Below are 18,988 nucleotides of genomic sequence, written 5' to 3'. Positions count from 1 at the left end.
TTCGCATCGACCTAATGCTTGTGTTATATAGTAGACATAACCATTATAGTCCCGAAATAATTTTACCGTCAACAATGACTGCCGTCAGAATTACTTCTTCAGCCCCCGTTCCTTTTGGACAATTTCACAGGCAACCTGATGAGCCTTTTTCCGAATTTCCTCAGTATTTTGAGTCAGAAGCTGCCCTTTTTGCACAACGACCTTGCCATTGACAATGGTCGTATCCACAATGCTCTGATTCCCGCAGCAGACAATGGATACCAAAGGATCGTGGGATCCTGCATAGGCTACGTCCTTCAGATCCATCAGTATAACATCCGCTGCTTTCCCCGCTTCTATACGTCCTGTATCGGGCCTGCCGAGAACATCCGCTCCTCCACGTGTAGCGCATTTTAAGGTTTCGTAGGCAGAAAGCCCTTCATCTTTATAACGAAGATGATTAAGTAAATAAGCTCTGCGGACTTCTTCCCACATATTTGACCCGTCATTGCTAGCACTTCCGTCTACAGCGATCCCTAACTTCACGCCTGCTTTAAACAAATCCGAAGTAGGACAAATCCCGCTGCCGAGTTTCATGTTTGAACTGGGACAATGAGCTACCCCCGACCCACTCCGAGCTAATAAATCAATTTCCCGCCGGTTGAGATGAATGGCATGGGCAAACCATACATTCTCGCCAATCCAATTTACATCTTCCATCAGTTCCACAGGCCGGCGTCCATAGCGTTCTAAGCAAAATGCTTCTTCATCCAGTGTTTCAGCTAAATGGGTATGCAGCATGACTCCTTTTTCGTTGGCTAAAATCTGGGATTCCCGCATTAAATCCAAGCTAACTGAAAAAGGAGAACAAGGTGCCAACGCTAATCGAATCATGGCAAAATCAGAGGGATCGTGATAGGTCTCTATCAGTCGCTGAGAATCTCTGAGAATAGTCTCTTCATCTTGAACCACTTCATCAGGGGGTAATCCTCCTTCGCTCTTACCTAAGGACATGGATCCACGAGTCGCATGAAAGCGAATTCCAATCTCTTGAGCAGCAGTAATTTGAGTATCAATAAAATGGCTGGCTCGCCCTCTTGGAAAAACATAATGGTGATCAGTGGTCAAGGTACAGCCGGTACGCAAAAGTTCGCTAAAACCTACCATGGCCCCATAATAGACGGCGTCGGGGATGATATGACGCCAAAACTCATAGAGATTGACGAGCCAGTAAAATAACGGCATTCCTTGAACTTCAGGAAGTCCGCGAAACAGAGTTTGATAAAGGTGGTGATGGGTGTTAACCAATCCCGGAAGAACAGCCATTCCCTGAGCATCAATCACCTGAGGTTTCTCTGTCAAATTAAAAAACAGATCCTTTCCTACAGCAATGATTTTTTGACCTTCTATAAGAACGTCAGCCTTTTCAAGAACTTCATCACGATCATTAAAAGTGATAACAAAGGAGGCATTTTTTATCAATAGGGACATACCTATCATCCTTTCAAAAAAGAGGCAGTGGTTCCTGTGCAAGAACCTCTGCCTCTATTATTAGAGATTACATATTCTTTTATTAGCAGACTACTTTGATAAACCCGTCATTTCATTGAACTTTTCAATTAATTGATCCAGTTCAGGCGCCATTTGATGCAGTCTGCCCCAGTAGTTGTCATAATCATACCATTGGGCATTCAGTTCATCCAAATCATACTCTTGTTGTTCAATCCAAGTGTAATACTTGAGATTATGAATACGCTTCTTGCTCTGATAGGTTAACTCTTCCATGGAATCCGTCCGCACACCCAAGATGTTTCTGTTATGATCTACGGCTGCATGGAGATTGCTATAAGCTTTGCCGCGTTCTTCTTCCATCTCCTGGAGTCGGGATTGATACATTTCAGCAGAGTCTGTAAGTACGGTGATGACAATATCATCCTCAGTTAACTCGTAGTACTTAGCAAACTTAATGCAGGATAAGATATTGGCTGCTCCGGAAATTCCTACCCAGGGAAGCTTGGCAATAACATCTTCTGATACGCCCTGCTCTCGTAAATAGTCTTGTCCGGCTTGTTCATTAAAGAGACGGAACAGTCCCAAACTGTCATTGTCATCAATAGCAATGACCATATCCGTATTTTTAACATTATGAATCCAGGGAATATGTTTATCCCCGATTCCCTCGATTCTGTGATCACCAAAACCATTGTTCAGCAAGGTTGGGCATTGCAAGGCTTCACCAACCGCAATTTTGGCATGAGGATATTGATCCTTTAAGTAGTCTCCGCTGCCAAGAGTTCCAGCTGAACCTGATGTCAAGCAGACCCCAGCCAATTTTCCTTTGGCACCGGCTTCCGCTTTAATAATCTCATGCATGGCATTACCCGTGACTTCATAATGCCATAAATGGTTGCCCAATTCGCCAAACTGATTAAAGATCAGGACATTGTCGCGATTTCTCCTCAGCTCCCAAGTTTTATCGTAAATTTCTTTGACGTTGCTTTCACAACCCGGTGTGGCGATAATTTCTCCTGCCACGGTTTTCAACCATTCAAAACGTTCACGGCTCATGTTTTCAGGCAGAATGGCAATGGATTTGCAGCCTAATAAAGCCGAATTATAAGCTCCGCCGCGGCAGTAATTACCTGTTGATGGCCAAACTGCTTCATGATACTTGGGATCGAATTGTCCTGTTACTAGACGAGGAACTAAGCAAGCGAAACTTGCTCCTACCTTATGCGCTCCTGTTGGAAAGTATTTGCCTGCCATGGCAATGATACGAGCCTTAACACCCGAAATCCGAGAAGGGATTTCTACATAATTGGGCAAGGGATTAAATAGACCGCCTTCTTTAACCGGCTGGTTTTTCCAAGAAATTCTAAAGAGGTTAATGGGATCGACATCCCATAATCCGGTCTTCTTCAACTTTTCTTTCACTGATTCGGGAATCTTGTTAGGGTCTTTCATCTGAGCCATGGTGGGAATTAAAATATTTTTCTCTTTAACACTCTGCACAGTCTTTTTCAGCTGCTCTTCATTAACGGTTAAATCGATCAAGGTTTTCATACTTTACCTCCTTCAATTCCTGCATCATTTGTTTTTAGATCCTGCCTTCTAACTTTTCTAAGAGTTCTTTTAGTGAAGGTTCTACTTTGATAGGTTCACCAACCGCTTTGATTGCGTTTTGAACATCTTTTAATCCATTCCCAGTGACAATTGAGACAACTTTTTCGTCTGCCCCAATAATTCCCTTTTCCACGAGAACTTTAAGCCCGGCGGTTCCGGTCACACCGGCAGGCTCACCGAAAATTCCGCTGGTTCTGCCCAACTCACGCATTGCCGCTAAAATAGCTTCATCAGACACAGCCACCATGGTTCCACCTGATTCCCGAACGGCATTTAAAGCTTTATCCGGATTACGAGGAACGCCAACCGCAATGCTGTCAGCAATAGTATTCTCTTCTTTAGGCTGCCAAGGACGGTTCTCCACGAAGGCATCAACGAGGGGACAACACCCAGTTGATTGAACCCCGGCAATTTTAGGCAAATGGTCAATCCACCCTGCATTATAGAGATCTTTAAAACCTTTCCAAACCCCAGCAATGGTGCAGCCGTCCCCTACAGAGAGAATCACCCAGTCCGGAACGTCCCAATTTAACTGCTCAGCAATTTCCAGAGCCACCGTCTTCTTTCCTTCGACCAGATAAGGATTGATGGCGGCATTACGATTATACCAACCAAAGCGGTCAATGGCCTCTGCCGAAAGTTTAAAGGTATCTTCGTAAGAACCCTGCACACTAATAACCGTAGCACCAAAAATCAATAACTGGGCAATCTTTCCCTGAGGAGCTCTGCTGGGAACAAAGATAACTGACTTGATGCCCATGGCAGCCGCACTGCCGGCCAAGGAGGAAGCTGCGTTCCCCGTGGATGAAGCGGCAACAATGGGAGCCTTTTCCTCTACGGCTTTAATCACGGCGATGATGGAAGCTCGATCTTTTAGGGATGCCGTCGGGTTCTGTCCGTCATCTTTGACAAATAGGTTGCTCATTCCTAAACTTTTTCCCAATCCCTGAGGCTTATAGAGTGGGCTCCAGCCCACTCTCAGGTGAGGGCGAGCGGAATCGGCACCAATGGGCAAAAAGGGCAGATAGCGAAAAATTGAGTAGTCTTTAGACTGAGTGAGCTGTTCACGGGTGGTTAGTCGATTGATTTCTTGATAATCGTATTCCACATCCATAATACCGCCCTTTTTACCACAGGAAGGACAGGTATATATACCCGGCTGAGCAGGAACCTGCTTCCCGCAATCAATACAGCGCAGACCTAACACATTTTTCATCAACAATCACCTCAAATTCTATTCCAAAGCGCCTGAGCCAACTCACGAGAACGTGCCCCTATGGCTTCTTCGTCAATACCAATCAACTTTCTGTCCTGCATCCGGACTCGACCATTAATAATCGTCGTTTCTACGGAACGTCCAGAAACTCCAAAGAGAAGATGCCCGCTCCAATTCTCTGATCCCAAGGGAGTTGGCGGAATATAATCCACAACAATAACATCGGCCCACGCACCTTCGGTCAATTCGCCAAATTTACCGCCAAACAGATTAGCCGCGATCTCCGGATTATTTCCATACAGCATTTGCGGGACTTCTCCCCAAGCTACACTGGGATTAGCCGCAGCATGTTTATGAAGGACATTGGCAACTTTACCGCTCTCAAACATATCACAGGTATAACCGTCGGTTCCCAATCCTACTTTAACGCCGCGTTTTAACATTTCCAGAACCGGAGTAACCCCTACGGCATTTCCCATATTTGATTCAGGATTATGCACAACCTGAGTTTGAGAGGACTTTAAGAGTTCGATTTCATGATTATCAATATGCACACAATGAACTGCAAGAGTTTTAGGTCCCAGCACTCCGAATTTGTCTAAACGTTCTACCACACGCATTCCGTATTTGGAAAGGCTGTCCTCCAAATCCTCTCTTCCTTCGGCAACATGAACGTGAAATCCTGCTCCTAAACGTTTGACTTCCTCACAGCACTTCGTCAGGGTCTGATCGGATAAGGTCAAGGATGCGTGGAGACCAAACATCCCTGCAACCATAGGATCCGCCTGAGCCTGACAGGCAGCAATAAAGTCAGCATTTTCTTTAATTCCCTCTTCTGCAATAGCTTCTCCATTCCGGTCTGAGACCTCATAACAGAAAGAAGCCCGGACTCCCATTTCTTTAGCTGCCTTAGCCAATATCGACAGGCTTCCTGTAATAGCCATTGGACTGGCATGATGATCGATAATCGTCGTAGTTCCTGTCTTGATGCACTCGATCAAAGGAGTTAAGCCGCTATAATACACATCATCAAGTGTTAATAATTTATCAAGTTTCCACCAAAGTCCTTCGAGTATATCTCCAAAGTTTTGCGGTGGTTTGCTTTTTGCGTCCATTCCTCGAGCAAAGGTGCTGTAAAGATGCATATGGGTATTTATCATACCAGGCATAATGAGCCTTCCGCGAGCATCAATAAATTCTGCATCAGGATACTTTCCACGCAAATCCGTGGTAGAACCGACCTCTTTTATTTTAGTGTCCTGGATTAAAACTCCGCCGTTTTGAATTACTTGATTACTTTTACCAAGGGTCAAGATGGTACCATTGCCGACCAAAATCATAAACTCTCATCCTCTCTATTTGGTTTTACATGAAATAACCATATTTTCGGAACATTAAGGACCGATCGTATAATAATATCCGACTAATCACCGTTCATTATGATGCAGGTTTTGGTTCACCACCTGGTCGGATTAAAGTAATCGCTTTTAAAAAACACATAGCATGGCAAATTCCACATCCTATGCACTTACTTGCTTCAACCTTCGGAAATCCTTCCGCTAAAAGAATCGCTTCATGTCCGCCCGTACGGCAAGCAGTGAAGCAAACTCCACAACCATTGCATACCTCTTTATTAATATGTGAAACGACTTGAATACCCCTGGGAAGCCGAGAATGTTCTACTAAATAGGGCAGTGATTTACCGATAAAATCCGTTAAATTCTGAAAGCCCTTGTCCTCCATCCAACTGGCTAAACCCTGTTTAAGTTCGTCAATAATACCTAAACCGAACCGCAAAACAGATGTGCATATTTGCAGGGTACTAGCCCCTAAGAGAAGAAATTCCGCCCCATCTTTCCAACTGGTGATCCCACCGCTTGCCGCAATATCAAGATTAACCTTTTGGGCAATCTCTGCTGTACATCGTAATGCTATTGGCTTTAAGGCAGGTCCGGAAAGTCCTCCATATGTGGAAAGACCGGCAATGTTAGGATAAGGAATCAAGGTATCCAAGTTTACACCCGTAATACTTTTTATGGTATTAATTGCGCTGACTCCGTCAGCGCCGCTGCGCTCAACCGCTTCAGCTGTGGCAATAATGTCCGAATCCAAGGCGGATAGTTTTATTACCACCGGAACATCCCCTGCAGCCTCTTTTACCCAACCGGCGATTTTTTCGGTGCCCACAGGTTCATTGACCTGAGTACAAAGCGTCCATTCCGTTCCATGAGGATGCCAAATGCTGCATTCAATTATATCCGCACCCGCATCGACAAAACGTTTAGCTAAGGCTTGCCAGTCTTCTTTGCTGAAAGCCATTATACTAGGGACTACAATTTTATGGGGAAAACGCTCTTTAAGAACTCTAACATTTTTTTCAACAATTTCTACGGAATGTTCGGAGACAAGGTCAATGTTTTGGAGGCCGATAAAGGCCGCCTCTTGTTCAACGCGAGTTACCATAGGAAATACTCTGCTGACAATTCTAGAATCAACCGCAACAGTCTTTAAAACCGCCCCTGCCCAACCTGCTTCAAAAGCTTTAATTAAAAAGTCCAGATTGTCTGTGCTGGGGGAAGGAGCTAAAATAAAGGGGTTCTCATGTTTTATACCGCAATAATCAACGGATAAATCGACTGTCATTTTCTAAAGCCCCTTTGATACACTGATTTTGTTTAAAATATGGAAAAGGGAGAGAAAAAGGCTCTCTCCCTTTTTAACTATTACTCACGCATACCGGCGTTTGCTTTAAGTTCGTCTAAATTTCCCGCTCCTTTGCTTCCGTTAAAGAAAGCATTAAGGATAATCGCCGTAATTGAGCCTAAGGTAATACCACTATGCATAATGGTTTGACTCCATGAGGGGAAATTTTGGAAGAATGTTGGAACTAAAGTTGGGATTAAACCAATACCAATGCTTATGGCAACGATAAAAATATTATTAACATTGCGATCAAAATCCACCTTTGCAAGGGTTTTGATCCCACTGCCTGCTACAATGCCGAACATAGCGATACCGGCACCTCCAAGGACTGCGTTAGGTAAGGAGGCAATAATTGTAGCTAATTTCGGGAATAAACCCATGACGACTAAGATAACACCGGAAACTGCAACCACAAAGCGGCTTCTCACACCTGTTAAACCAACCAAGCCTACATTCTGTGCAAATGCGGTATAGGGGAAGGCGTTGAGAATACCACCGAGAGCTGTTGCTAATCCATCAGCCCTTAAACCAGCTGTAAGTTCTTCTTCGCCGATTTTTTTGCCGACGATTTCACCAATGGCCAGGAAATCTCCCGTTGATTCTACCATGACAACCAGCATAACAAGAATCATGGCGATAATTGAACCAATATCAAACTTAGGAACTCCGAAGTGAAAAGGTATATCGATACCTAACCATGGAGCAGCAGAAACGCCTGAAAAATCCACAAGTCCAAAAGGTATGGCCACAATAAGACCGACAATTAACCCTAGTAAAACAGCAATGTGGGAAATAAAACCTGTGAACAGCTTATTGAGGAGGAGAATAGTAACAAGTACCACTGCCGCAATGAAAATAAAGGTCAATGAGCCAAATGCCTTGTTTCCTACACCACCACCAGCCCAGTTAATACCCACCGGTAAGAGGGAGATACCAATGATGGTAATAATGCTGCCTGTAACAACGGGCGGGAAGAAGCGTATTAATTTGCTGAAGAACGGTGCTGCTAAGAACGTAAAAAGTCCAGCGACAATAACCGAGCCAAAGATAAGGGTCATGCCACCCTCCTGAGCCATGATGACCATAGGGGTTACCGCGGCAAAGGTGACACCTTGAATAACAGGAATTTTAATACCGATTTTCCAAATTCCTAAAGTTTGCAGTAACGTTGCAATACCACAAGTAAACAGGTCTGCATTAATAAGAAAGGCTGTTTGTGTTTGAGTTAAACCTGCTGCCGCTGCAATAATCAAAGGTACTGCAACCGCTCCGGCGTACATTGCAAGCACGTGCTGTAATCCGTACAAAAAAAGTTTTCCGGCAGGCAGCATTTCGTCAACTGCTGCAACTCCATTTTGGGTATTTGCCATGATGAACTGTCCTCCTTATTTTCGTGCGGTAATTCTGTAATTAAACCTTAAAACTATTGGTCACCTCCTCAGGGATAACAAAGCATATTAGGCGCCTTTTTTTTAATAATAAAATTAAATTCGCCTATACCTAGGTATATTAGCAAAATTCGTGCCAACTCGACAAAATGAACTCAAGAAGCCTAATTCACGATGTTTAGCATCATTTTTCATGTTATTAATTATCTTTTTGATAAATTCAAACAGAAATCAACAATGCTTCAAAATCATTAACCTAGATTTCATCGCGTTGGATAACATTATGTACATCCCTATCATTTTGATAAGCATTATTATTGTAATGATAAGAATGATTGGAAAATTGCTACCTATTACCCTTCATCAGAGAGAGGCCAAACCAGATAGTTCGACCTCTCTCAATATGCGCATTAGTTCAGCACTTTATACAGGTACTCGTAGTCTTTGTAGACAGTCCATATAAAGGCAGCAATCTTCTCATCAACAGACTCATTGGTATTGCCGGATTCATCAAACTTCACTTTGGATATTTTGTCATCCCAACGCAGCATAAATTCTCCTTCAGAAGCTTCACCCAAGAAATAGAAACCTACGTTAGGGCTGTCCATAAAATCCTTTTCTGTCCAGAAAAGCGTCAATTTCACTTTATAGGGTTCACTGGAATAAGGACAGAAGGTACCGCAGTTTCCGCAGACATTGCACATCCCATCCACGTGCAGTATCTGATTCACATTAGCGAAGCCTTTGACGTTGACCGGAATCATTAAATTGGCACGGTTAGGACACACTTCAGCACAAATATTGCACACCTTGTTGCATTCCAAACATCTGCCGGATTCCATCTCGTTATCAGCGACAGGCTTCATAACCGCTTTTTTATCAGCGATCTCGATCAATTGTTTATCTCCAGCAAAGGAAATATCGTTAACATACTCTTGTTTAAATTCAAGCTTTTCTTTTTCCAGGATTGCTTTCGCAGCCATGGTTCCATGCTTTGCAGCTCCAACAACCGTCCAGGGTCCAACAAGAGCATCCCCACCAATATATACGTTATCAACTTTTGTTTCCAAGGTCTCTGGATTGACGATAATTTCGCCTTTTTCCCCCGCCTCTATTCCATTACGTTTTAAGACATCATAATCAATCAGTTCCCCGATGGCCGATAACACCGTATCAACCGGCAATTCCTCAAAGACGCCCTCCACAGTAACCGGCCTTCTGCGTCCTGATGCATCCGGTTGTCCTAACTCCATCTTCTGGCACTTTAAAATACCCTGACTCAGAGAAACAGGCGCAAGGAGTTCCTTAAAGACAACGCCATCTTCTTCAGCGAACATTAGCTCTTCGTGATCAGCAGGCATATAGTCCTTGGTTCTTCGATAAACGATATAGACATTTTCTACACCCTTCACTCGCAGAGCTGCCCGAGCGGCATCCATGGCAGAATTTCCTCCGCCTACCACAGCAACATTGCGGCCCAGATTTATGGCATCTTTGTCTGCATTAAATGCTTCCAAGAAGGGAATTGCACCCATGACCCGATCTGTATCCCCTTGAATAGAAAGGGTATTGGTCTTCCCTGCGCCGATAGCTACATAAACGTACTTAAACCCTTTCGCTTTATAATCAGCGATGGAAAAGTCAGGATCTATTCCAAATTCAAATTTTACACCCATTTTTTCAATAAGTTTAATGTCCTTGCTGATTGCTTCACGAGAAATCCGGAAATCCGGAATGATAAATTCGACAGTACCGCCGGCTTTTTCCCGCTTATCAAAGACAGTGACCTCCATGCCACCTTTAGCAAGGAAATACGCCGCAGCTAGCCCGGAAGGACCAGCGCCAATAACAGCCACCTTTCCCGAGGATTCAGGCTTAATAGTTAGAAGTTTTTGCATATAAGCCTCATAGCCTTTTTCAGCAGCTACTAACTTTTGACCGCGTATATGAACAGACTCATCATAATCCAAACGTGTACACTTGGTCATACAGTTATGAGTACAAATAGTTCCGGTAATAAAAGGGAATGGGTTTTTTGAAACAATAACATCAAAGGCTTCTTCATAACGTTTTTCGCCTACTAAACGCAGATATTCTGGAACATCCTGTTCAATAGGACAACCAACAGTACAGGGGGCCATAAAACAATCCAGGACCGGGAGCTTAAGTTCAGTTTTTCGACTAATTAAATCTTGTTTTTCTTTGCGATGGTTGGCATCAGCAAAAGCACTTTCAGCAAGAGCTTTCAGCTTTTCCATATCCAGCTTAGCAGACTCCTTATTATCCATCAGCGGATCCAAAATATCAGCCATCTGTTTAAAACGCATATAGCCGCCTGGTTTTAATAAGGTGGTTGCCACAGTGATGGGCTGAATCCCAATCTCATAAATCCGATCAATATTAAAGGCATCCGCTCCGCCTGAATAAGAAATTTTTAGATCCCCATTAAACTCAGACGCTAACTTATAGGCTAAGTTAATAGTCAAGGGATAGAGAGATCTGCCTGACATATACATTTCTTCACCAGGAAGTTCAGATTTTCCAATCTTAACAGGCAAAGTATTTGATAGTTTAACACCAAAGTCTTTTTGCCTTTCCTTTGCGAAAACTTTGAGACGTTTTAACATTTCAACCCCATCAGCAAATTGTAAGTCATGAGTAAAGGATTCTTCCCTGAGCTGAATATAGTTGTAACCCATCTTATCAAAAGTATTACGTACGTATTCATATCCCAAAAGAGTAGGATTCATCTTTACAAAGGTATGAATTTTCTTTTCGCTGATTAGGTATTTTATTATAGCTTCAATCTCCACTGGCGGGCAGCCGTGCATGGTTGACAAAGTAATAGAAGTACAGATATTAGGAGAAATCTGTTCGATATACGCTTTGTCAACATTTTTGAATTTATCAATACTTTCAAGCAAGGACGCCTGACACTCCTTAAAAATTGCAGTTTTAGAAGCATCTTTCAAACCTTCAATGAAGCGGTCGACTTTCGGAGATTGAATACCTTTCAAATCATAGCCAACACTCATATTGAACATGAAACGCCGTTCACTTTGGCCAAACAGTTCTTTTTGCAATATATGAAGGGCAAACCAGGCTTTCACATACTCATCAAAAGCACCCATTATAGGAAGCTCCGTTGACCATTCGGTGTTATAACATTCATCTTCTGCCAGAATACAAGGCTTAGCAATTTCTAGCTCATCCATAATTTGCACGGATTTCAACTCAAAGAAACGACTGCCGCTTAAATAGGAAGCAATGATATTTTGAGCAAGCTGGGTGTGAGGCCCAGCTGCAGGACCCACCGGGGTTTCCATGGTTTCTCCAAAAAGTTGTATATCGCTATTATTTTTTTTAAAAAATTTCGCTTCAGATACACCAAAAATAGTTTTAGTTTTTTTGTACTCCTCTAACATCCAGGTTACTAATTTCGGAAAGGGGATTTGAATCATTTTATCGCTCATCATTTTCGTACCATACCTCAATTCTTTTCCGTTTATTTAAATCGCTTACTTTCCTTTATAATGAGGACTATCAACACAAGTACAAACATGCCCTTCCAAGGATTTCTCCGCAGCTTTTAAGATGCCTTGATATCCGGTACAACGACACAGGTGCCCAGAGAGTTCACGTTTTAATTCTTCACGGTTGTAGTCTTTGCCACCCTCCTTCAAGGCAGTGGTCGTCAGAACTAAACCCGGGGTACAGAAACCACACTGTACCGCCCCTTCTTCTACAAAAGCTTTTTGAACATCGGAAAGTTCCCCGTTATTGGCAGCAACTCCCTCAATGGTTCTAATCACCTTCCCATCTGCCCAAACCGCCAAATAGATACACGAGTCGTGAGGAACTCCGTCAATAAGCACGCTGCAAGCACCGCACTCGCCAACTCCACACCCTTGTTTAGCACCCGTCAAACCCAGGCGTTCTCTTAAAACCTCCAACAGAGACTCTCGAACATCCACCTCAAAATCATAGGCTTTTCCATTCACTGTAAAGGCTATTCGTTTATACAACTTCCACACCTCCTGCATTGACAACGGCAACTCTCAAAGCTCTTTGAGTAAGTTCCTCCACCAAATGCTCTCTATACTCTTTCGAAGCACGCCATGAGGTTCGCGCCTTCGTAGATTTAATTGCCAATTTACCAATTTCAGCCAAGGTTTCCGAAGATATTTCCTTACCTCGGGCAAACTCTTCCGCCTCAAGACATCGTAAGGGCGTCGGTCCTGCAACTCCAAGACCTATTCTAACTTCCTCGAAGTATTTGTTTTGCACTTTGCAAACCACTGCAACTCCAAGTGTGGCAATGTCCATGGCTTCCCGCATAGCAAACTTGATATACTGCCCGCCAAATCCTTGATAATCTTCCCGGGCAATACGCAGCTCAGTGAGAATCTCCCCTGAATTCAGTGCAACTTTACCGGGTCCAAGATAGAATTCACGGATAGGAACAATACGTTCCCCACTCTTACTGACTAACTTTAATTGAGCGTTAAGAGCGAACAAAGAAGAAGCGCTATCAGCAGAAGTCACTCCGTTACAAACATTTCCTCCGATAGTTGCCATATTCCTAATTTGTGGTCCTCCCATCGAAACTGCTGCTTCTGTTATGATAGGAATCTCTTCTTTAAGAATAGGATTGTGATAGATCTTGGAGAATGTAGCCATAGCACCAATAATAATGGTCCCATCATCCTCTATACGGATTTCTTCCATAGACTTAATTTTACGCAGGCTTAGGAGCTCAACACCTTCCCACTGTCCTCCGTGCATTTTGATCAGCACATCTGTTCCGCCGGCAATCAATTTCAACTGTGGTTTTTCTGCCAGGAGTGCTGCAGCCTCACTTACCGTTTCAGCATCATAATATCCTTTAATGTCGTACATCTCATCACCGCCTTCTAGATTAATCCCGTTTCTTTAAACTTTTCAAAAACCCGCTGCGGATTCATCGGTATCCGATTAAAGGCTACATTCGTGGCGTCTAATACTGCATTACGAATCGCCGGAGCAGGAGAAACAATGGGAGGCTCGCCAAGAGACTTCACACCAAAGGGTCCCGTCGGATCTTCTTTTTCCACAAAAGCAGCACCAATATCGGGAGTATCCATGATTGTCGGAAGTTTATAATCCAATAAATTATTGTTAAGAGGTTTACCTGTCGCCTCATCAAACAGCAACTGTTCCGACAAGGCATAGCCAATTCCCATGCTAACTCCGCCGTGGACTTGCCCTTCCGCTAAAAGCGGGTTAACAATTTTACCGGAATCATGGACGTTGTAAATCTCGATAATCTTGATTTTTCCGGTTTTAATATCCACTTCCACTTCCGCAAAAGTAACTCCAAAGGGAATAGCATTGATTCGTGCATTATTAGATACATCACTGGTTATTGGCTGAGCGTTGACCCTATCGTAGAAAGACTGCATGGCAACAATCTCCAGGGCAATTACTTGTTCTCCGGACTCTTTCATGACAACGTACTGATCCCGAAGATCTAATACATGGGCAGGTAAATCTGTCAATTTATGAGCAACTTCCAGAACTTTCTTTTTAACTTCTAAGGCAGCTTTTTCAACCGCCATTCCGGAGACATAGGTTTGCCGCGAAGCATAGGATCCGGTATCAAAAGGAGTAATGTCCGTATCTTGAGTGGATATTACATGAACCATGTACATAGGAATGCCCAGAATCTCAGACACCATCTGGGCAAAGACCGTATCACTGCCCTGGCCAATTTCTGTGGCACCAAGCTGCAGCTGCACTGAGCCGTCTTGGTTCATAACAATCCGCGCTCCGGCAAGCTCCAAGGCTACGGGATAGGTTCCCGAGGCATAGCTGAAACAAGCCATACCTAAACCCCGGCGCTTGTCTCCGCTCTGTTCCTTGTACAGAGACTTCTTAACATCCCAATTAATAAGTTCTTTACCTTTTTCGATACATTCCCGAATGCCGCAGCTCATAATTTTATTTTTACTAGCCGGGTCTACATAACCAACCTCAACGAGGTTTTTCTTGCGAAGTTCAACAGGGTCCATATTTAGCTTTTTAGCTATGTCTTCAATATGTGATTCAAAAGCAAAAAAGATCTGCGGTGTCCCATATCCCCGCATTGCTCCTGCAACAGGCAAATTGGTGTAGACAGTGATAGGATCATATTTCAATGCTTTGGTTGGATAAAGGTAGCGGAATTTACCTCCCGCACTGCCTGCGATGGAATGTCCATGGGAAGCATAGGCCCCTGTATTGGAAATAGCCGAAATATGAATGGCAACCATTTTGCCGTCATTATTAATTCCTGTCTTAATTTTAAACTTAAAAGCATGTCGAGTTCGGGTGTCAATCATAGCTTCTTCCCGAGAAAGCTCCAATCTTACAGGGCGTCCGCCCACGGCTAACGTCATAGCCGCATTCAAAGGCTCAATACAAACATCCTGCTTGTTACCAAACCCACCTCCAACATAAGGCTTGATGACACGTACCCTTCCCCAGGAAATCCCTAAAGATTGAGCAACAATCCTGCGAACAATATGGGGGATCTGAGTGGAACTCATAATCACTATTCTACGATCGGAATCCACATAGGCATGAGAAACTTGATTCTCCATGTGGCAATGCTGTACGATACTTGTTTCGTACTCCCCTTCAAATACCCGATCAGCTTCTTTGACAGCTTCTTCGAAATTCCCTATTTCATATCCATTGGAAGACAAAATATTGCGTTCACTATCATCATGAATTAAGGGTGCACCTTCTTTTAGGGCAGCCTCAGGACTTGTCAAGGGTTCTAACAATTCATATTCAACTTCAATTAATTTAAGAGCTTTTGCAGCAATCAGAGCATCCGTCGCCACCACCGCTGCAATATTATCTCCGACAAAGCGCGCCTTTTGGGTTAATATGCGACGATCTTCTTTGTCCCGATGACTTTCATCCAGAGAAAAGGGATGGCCCGCTGTTCCGTATTTCAACTCCGCAACATCGACATCATCCGTGGCAATTGCTTCGATGACTCCCGGCAGAGCCGTGGCATAACGGATATCCGGCAAATCTTTGTAGGTCAGTACAGCTTCTACTCCCGGTAAAGCTTTTGCCTTGCTTACATCAATAGATTTGACAATTGCATGGGCATATGGACTATGCAAAATTTTACCAACTAACATGTTACGTTCAGAAAAATCATCTGTATATTTGGCCTTGCCTGTTACTTTAGCTATAGCATCGACTCTTCTAACGCTTTTTCCAACAACTGTATAAGCCATTTTGTTTCCTCCCATCCTTTACATTTATTGAACCTCTCAAAGTCCCGGTGGCAACATTGAGAGTTAAATCCTTTTCATAATTTAACCGTGCAATATTCATGCCAATAAGCCAAAGTGTCGAAAAATAGGATAAAACCCCGACTTTATTACAAATTCTAAAGAATAAACTTATCATTTCGATAAGTTTATTTATATCTAAGCCTGTTAGATCACCATATTCCTCTTTTTATTAAAACGATAAATCATTTATCAATTCAATAAATTATTATCACTCTGATAATATTATTCGATATTATAACGTGCGAGTTTACGATAGAGTGTAGCTATTCCAATTCCTAAAGCCTTTGCTGCTTTTTCTTTTCCTTGTACTCCGGTACCAAAGGTCTGGTAGCAGCGCAGTATTGTCTCACGCTCAACTTTTTCAAGGTTAAACTCATTAAGATTTGTCTGTATTTCAATCGTTTTCAGTCTAGGAGACAGGTAATCTTCTGTCAAAGTTGAATCCTTGGCTAAGTTCATTGCAAATTCCACAATGTTTTGGAGTTCGCGAACATTTCCTGGCCATGTATAGTCATAGAGCTTTTTGCGAAACCCTTCTGTCATAAATTGAACATCCTTATTTAACTGCCTGTTATAGTCCTTAATAAAGTGTTCACAGAGAACCTGTAAGTCTTCTTTTCGTTCCCGCAGCGGTTTAATATCGATAGGAATGACATTAATCCTATAGTAGAGATCCTCACGGAACTCTCCTTTAGCCATCATTTCTTCGAGATTTCTATGAGTGGCGGCAATAACTCGAACATCAACAGGAATAGGAGCCATTCCGCCAACTCGTTCAATCTGGCGCTCTTGTAAGACCCGTAAAATTTTCGCCTGTAAAAACAGCGGCATATCGCCGATTTCATCGAGAAATAGAGTTCCTTTATTGGCTAATTCAAATTTTCCAATCTTACCTCCTTTACGAGCTCCGGTAAAAGCCCCTTCTTCATAACCAAAGAGCTCACTTTCCAATAAAGTTTCGGGGATTGCCGTACAATTAATTGCCACAAACATACCTTGTTGTCTAGAGCTTAGATTGTGAATAGATCGGGCCAACATTTCTTTACCAGTCCCACTTTCTCCACGAATTAAAACTGTTGATTTACTTACAGCAACCTCCTTAGCCCGTTCCCGAACTTGGTGTATAGTGTCGCTCACTCCCAAAAAGTCATCTATGGTATATCCTGCATCTTGCAGGGAGAGACGGTGAACAATTCTGCCAATTTCATCAATAGGACGCAGAGTTATACCAATGCTTTTTACCCCCTCGGCACTGTCAATGGGCAATGCTCTCAAAACCATCTGCACCCGATTTTTCTTGGTCTCTATATGAACTTCCCGTTCAATAACTTCGTCAATATTATTTCCTACACCAAGAATATCCGATACAATCTGGGCTGAAAACAAACTCTTCAACTGGCTCTTCGGCGTCAGCAAATTACCGCTAAACATGCGTTTCGCTGCTTGATTGTAGTGCAGAACATTTCCCTCGAGATCAACTGTAATTAATCCTTCTTCCAGACAATCAATAATTGAATTGAGATAGTGGTTTGCGGAAACCAGGCCAGCCAAAAACTCTTGCTCTTTCATTTTCAAGGCTATAGTTTCGGCCATTTTAGTTAAGAAAATTAGATAAGAGTGTTGGTTTTCTTGAATCAGTTTGGCCTGAGCCTCAGTGAAGCAGATGAGCCCTATCGCTCCGACAGCTTTATCATCGACATTGATCGGTGAAACCACTTCATATTTCTCTGAACAATTCCCTCGTGCCTTACAAGGGGCACAAAGCGGATGAATACCAGGCGTTTCTATAACAAATTGATGTCCGGTACGCAAAACTTCCTGATAGACATATCCCTGCCGATCCATAGATTGTCCGACTCCTTTGTGATACCTCCCCGTTCCTGCAATACGCATCAAATTATGATCCGCTATCTCAACATCGATTTTCACAACCGTCGCAATTGCTTCCGCAATTTGTTGGGCATAATCTTTAACGGTCATAAGTTCACCCATTTATTTACCCCCAATAATGCTATTATTTCTCATTAACAACGTTAATATGACACAAAAAGGCTTTTATCACATATATAATTCGTTTCAAAATGATAAATTTCCTTTTATGATTATCATTTTGATAAAATGTCATAAAATCATATAGTAAAATAGTAAAAAAAGCCAATCATCGCGAGATTGACCACAATTAGCAATGGAGCACCAATAACAAACTTTAAATGCGCTGTTTTATGACGAAAACACTTCATTCCTGCATACAGTCCGACTCCTCCAAAAGCCGCACCCATGATAAGCAGCCTAGTTTCAGGAATCCTCCAACGATGTAATTTAGCCCGGCGTTTATCTCTCCACATAGCAACAAAAACATAACTATTCCAGAGAAAGTAAGCCCCCCAAAGAAACCACCAATTCAATATCCTCTCTCCTTCTTTCTTAAATATTATCTTCAGCCAAATCTGCTCAAATAAAAACCCCTAACAATGTAGGAGTTTTTTCGTTATTGTATCTAATTTGATATTGTATCATAACTTATTTCGCAGCAATATGACTTTCTAGTCTTAATTTATTTTAACAGAATCCAAAAAAAACAGTTTTGCACTAGACAAGTATATTGCCTTATGTTATGATAAAACGCGTGAAAGATATTCCTTCAACGCAAGCGGTCGTGGCGGAACTGGCAGACGCGCTAGATTCAGGTTCTAGTGCTCGCAAGGGCATGGAGGTTCAAGTCCTCTCGACCGCACCATAATGAAGAAGCTGAAACCCTTGATATTCAAGGGTTTTTTCTTTTTACTCTTATAATTCATTAAGGCATAGATAGTCGTACAACCAGTTCTAAAATAGGGTTGGGGACAGATTGGGGACGAAAATTACACCCCAAAAATACCATTTTATAAAGGCATTCTTACTTAACTAATTAAGACCAGATTATAACCATTAAAATGGCCTTTACATTTAGAGAACTGAGGTCATTTTTTCTGTCGTAAAACATGGCTGAAACCTCCTGAGTACGTGAAACTAGCAAAAAGATTGCTTGAGTCGGTCAGACAAATCGAGTCAATCCTCGAACTCAATATGCGGATAAATAAAAAAGAGAGCCAATAAGCCATCAGAAAAGGCGGCCCCCCGGCTCGACCACACCGGAGGGCTGTTTAAACAGGATATTAGGGTCATTGATACAACCACCAATCACCTCTACGACCTACTATACTATATGTCCTAGCATGGGCAAGAGTGACAACAAAAACCCGGTG

The 18,988-nt window shown here is 42.7% G+C and carries 12 protein-coding genes and 1 tRNA gene; 1 reads left to right on the top strand and 12 read right to left on the bottom strand.

Annotation, left to right across the window (positions count from 1 at the left end):
* Positions 1 to 90: 90 nt before the first annotated feature.
* The 12 genes from DESOR_RS06695 to DESOR_RS06640 all read right to left on the bottom strand — a co-directional run bounded on the left by DESOR_RS06695 (position 91) and on the right by DESOR_RS06640 (position 18,148).
* The gene (locus tag DESOR_RS06695) at positions 91 to 1,470 is read right to left on the bottom strand and encodes an 8-oxoguanine deaminase (RefSeq protein WP_042330896.1); all 1,380 of its coding nucleotides are present in this window, start codon (positions 1,468 to 1,470) and stop codon (positions 91 to 93) included.
* A 90-nt stretch (positions 1,471 to 1,560) separates the two neighbouring features.
* Entirely contained in the window at positions 1,561 to 3,042 is a 1,482-nt protein-coding gene (locus DESOR_RS06690; protein ID WP_014183846.1) for a pyridoxal-phosphate dependent enzyme, read from the bottom strand.
* Between the two features lie 34 nt (positions 3,043 to 3,076).
* Positions 3,077 to 4,318: a threonine synthase gene (gene thrC / locus DESOR_RS06685; protein WP_014183845.1), complete on the bottom strand. Its 1,242-nt coding sequence runs from the start codon at positions 4,316 to 4,318 to the stop codon at positions 3,077 to 3,079.
* Positions 4,319 to 4,329: 11 nt separating this feature from the next.
* Positions 4,330 to 5,658 carry a putative aminohydrolase SsnA gene (gene ssnA / locus DESOR_RS06680; protein ID WP_014183844.1) on the bottom strand — a complete coding sequence of 443 codons (1,329 nt, stop codon included), beginning with the start codon at positions 5,656 to 5,658 and terminating at the stop codon, positions 4,330 to 4,332.
* 97 nt (positions 5,659 to 5,755) lie between these two features.
* On the bottom strand, positions 5,756 to 6,961 hold the full coding sequence (preA, locus tag DESOR_RS06675; RefSeq protein WP_014183843.1) for an NAD-dependent dihydropyrimidine dehydrogenase subunit PreA: 1,206 nt from the start codon (positions 6,959 to 6,961) through the stop codon (positions 5,756 to 5,758).
* 80 nt (positions 6,962 to 7,041) lie between these two features.
* Complete coding sequence (locus tag DESOR_RS06670; RefSeq protein WP_014183842.1) at positions 7,042 to 8,391, bottom strand: nucleobase:cation symporter-2 family protein; 1,350 nt, start codon at positions 8,389 to 8,391, stop codon at positions 7,042 to 7,044.
* A gap of 428 nt (positions 8,392 to 8,819) precedes the next feature.
* Entirely contained in the window at positions 8,820 to 11,885 is a 3,066-nt protein-coding gene (gene ygfK / locus DESOR_RS06665) for a putative selenate reductase subunit YgfK (RefSeq protein ID WP_014183841.1), read from the bottom strand.
* A 42-nt stretch (positions 11,886 to 11,927) separates the two neighbouring features.
* Entirely contained in the window at positions 11,928 to 12,452 is a 525-nt protein-coding gene (gene xdhC / locus DESOR_RS06660) for a xanthine dehydrogenase subunit XdhC (RefSeq protein WP_042330893.1), read from the bottom strand.
* Positions 12,427 to 13,308: a xanthine dehydrogenase FAD-binding subunit XdhB gene (gene xdhB, locus DESOR_RS06655; protein ID WP_014183839.1), complete on the bottom strand. Its 882-nt coding sequence runs from the start codon at positions 13,306 to 13,308 to the stop codon at positions 12,427 to 12,429. Before xdhB ends, xdhC begins: the two co-directional genes overlap by 26 nt.
* A 14-nt stretch (positions 13,309 to 13,322) precedes the next feature.
* Positions 13,323 to 15,683: a xanthine dehydrogenase molybdenum-binding subunit XdhA gene (gene xdhA, locus DESOR_RS06650; protein WP_014183838.1), complete on the bottom strand. Its 2,361-nt coding sequence runs from the start codon at positions 15,681 to 15,683 to the stop codon at positions 13,323 to 13,325.
* A gap of 282 nt (positions 15,684 to 15,965) precedes the next feature.
* Positions 15,966 to 17,735, bottom strand: a complete 1,770-nt coding sequence (locus tag DESOR_RS06645) for a sigma-54 interaction domain-containing protein (protein ID WP_014183837.1) — start codon at positions 17,733 to 17,735, stop codon at positions 15,966 to 15,968.
* A gap of 137 nt (positions 17,736 to 17,872) precedes the next feature.
* The gene (locus DESOR_RS06640) at positions 17,873 to 18,148 is read right to left on the bottom strand and encodes a DUF1294 domain-containing protein (protein ID WP_014183836.1); all 276 of its coding nucleotides are present in this window, start codon (positions 18,146 to 18,148) and stop codon (positions 17,873 to 17,875) included.
* Positions 18,149 to 18,393: 245 nt separating this feature from the next.
* Here DESOR_RS06640 and DESOR_RS06635 point away from each other — a divergent pair.
* Positions 18,394 to 18,480, top strand: a tRNA-Leu gene (locus DESOR_RS06635).
* Positions 18,481 to 18,988: the final 508 nt, after the last annotated feature.

The organism is Desulfosporosinus orientis DSM 765 (assembly GCF_000235605.1).
Taxonomy (GTDB): Bacteria; Bacillota; Desulfitobacteriia; order Desulfitobacteriales; family Desulfitobacteriaceae; genus Desulfosporosinus; species Desulfosporosinus orientis.
The sequence above is the reverse complement of the archived record's forward strand: the minus strand, read 5'-3'. Positions and strand labels throughout refer to the sequence as shown.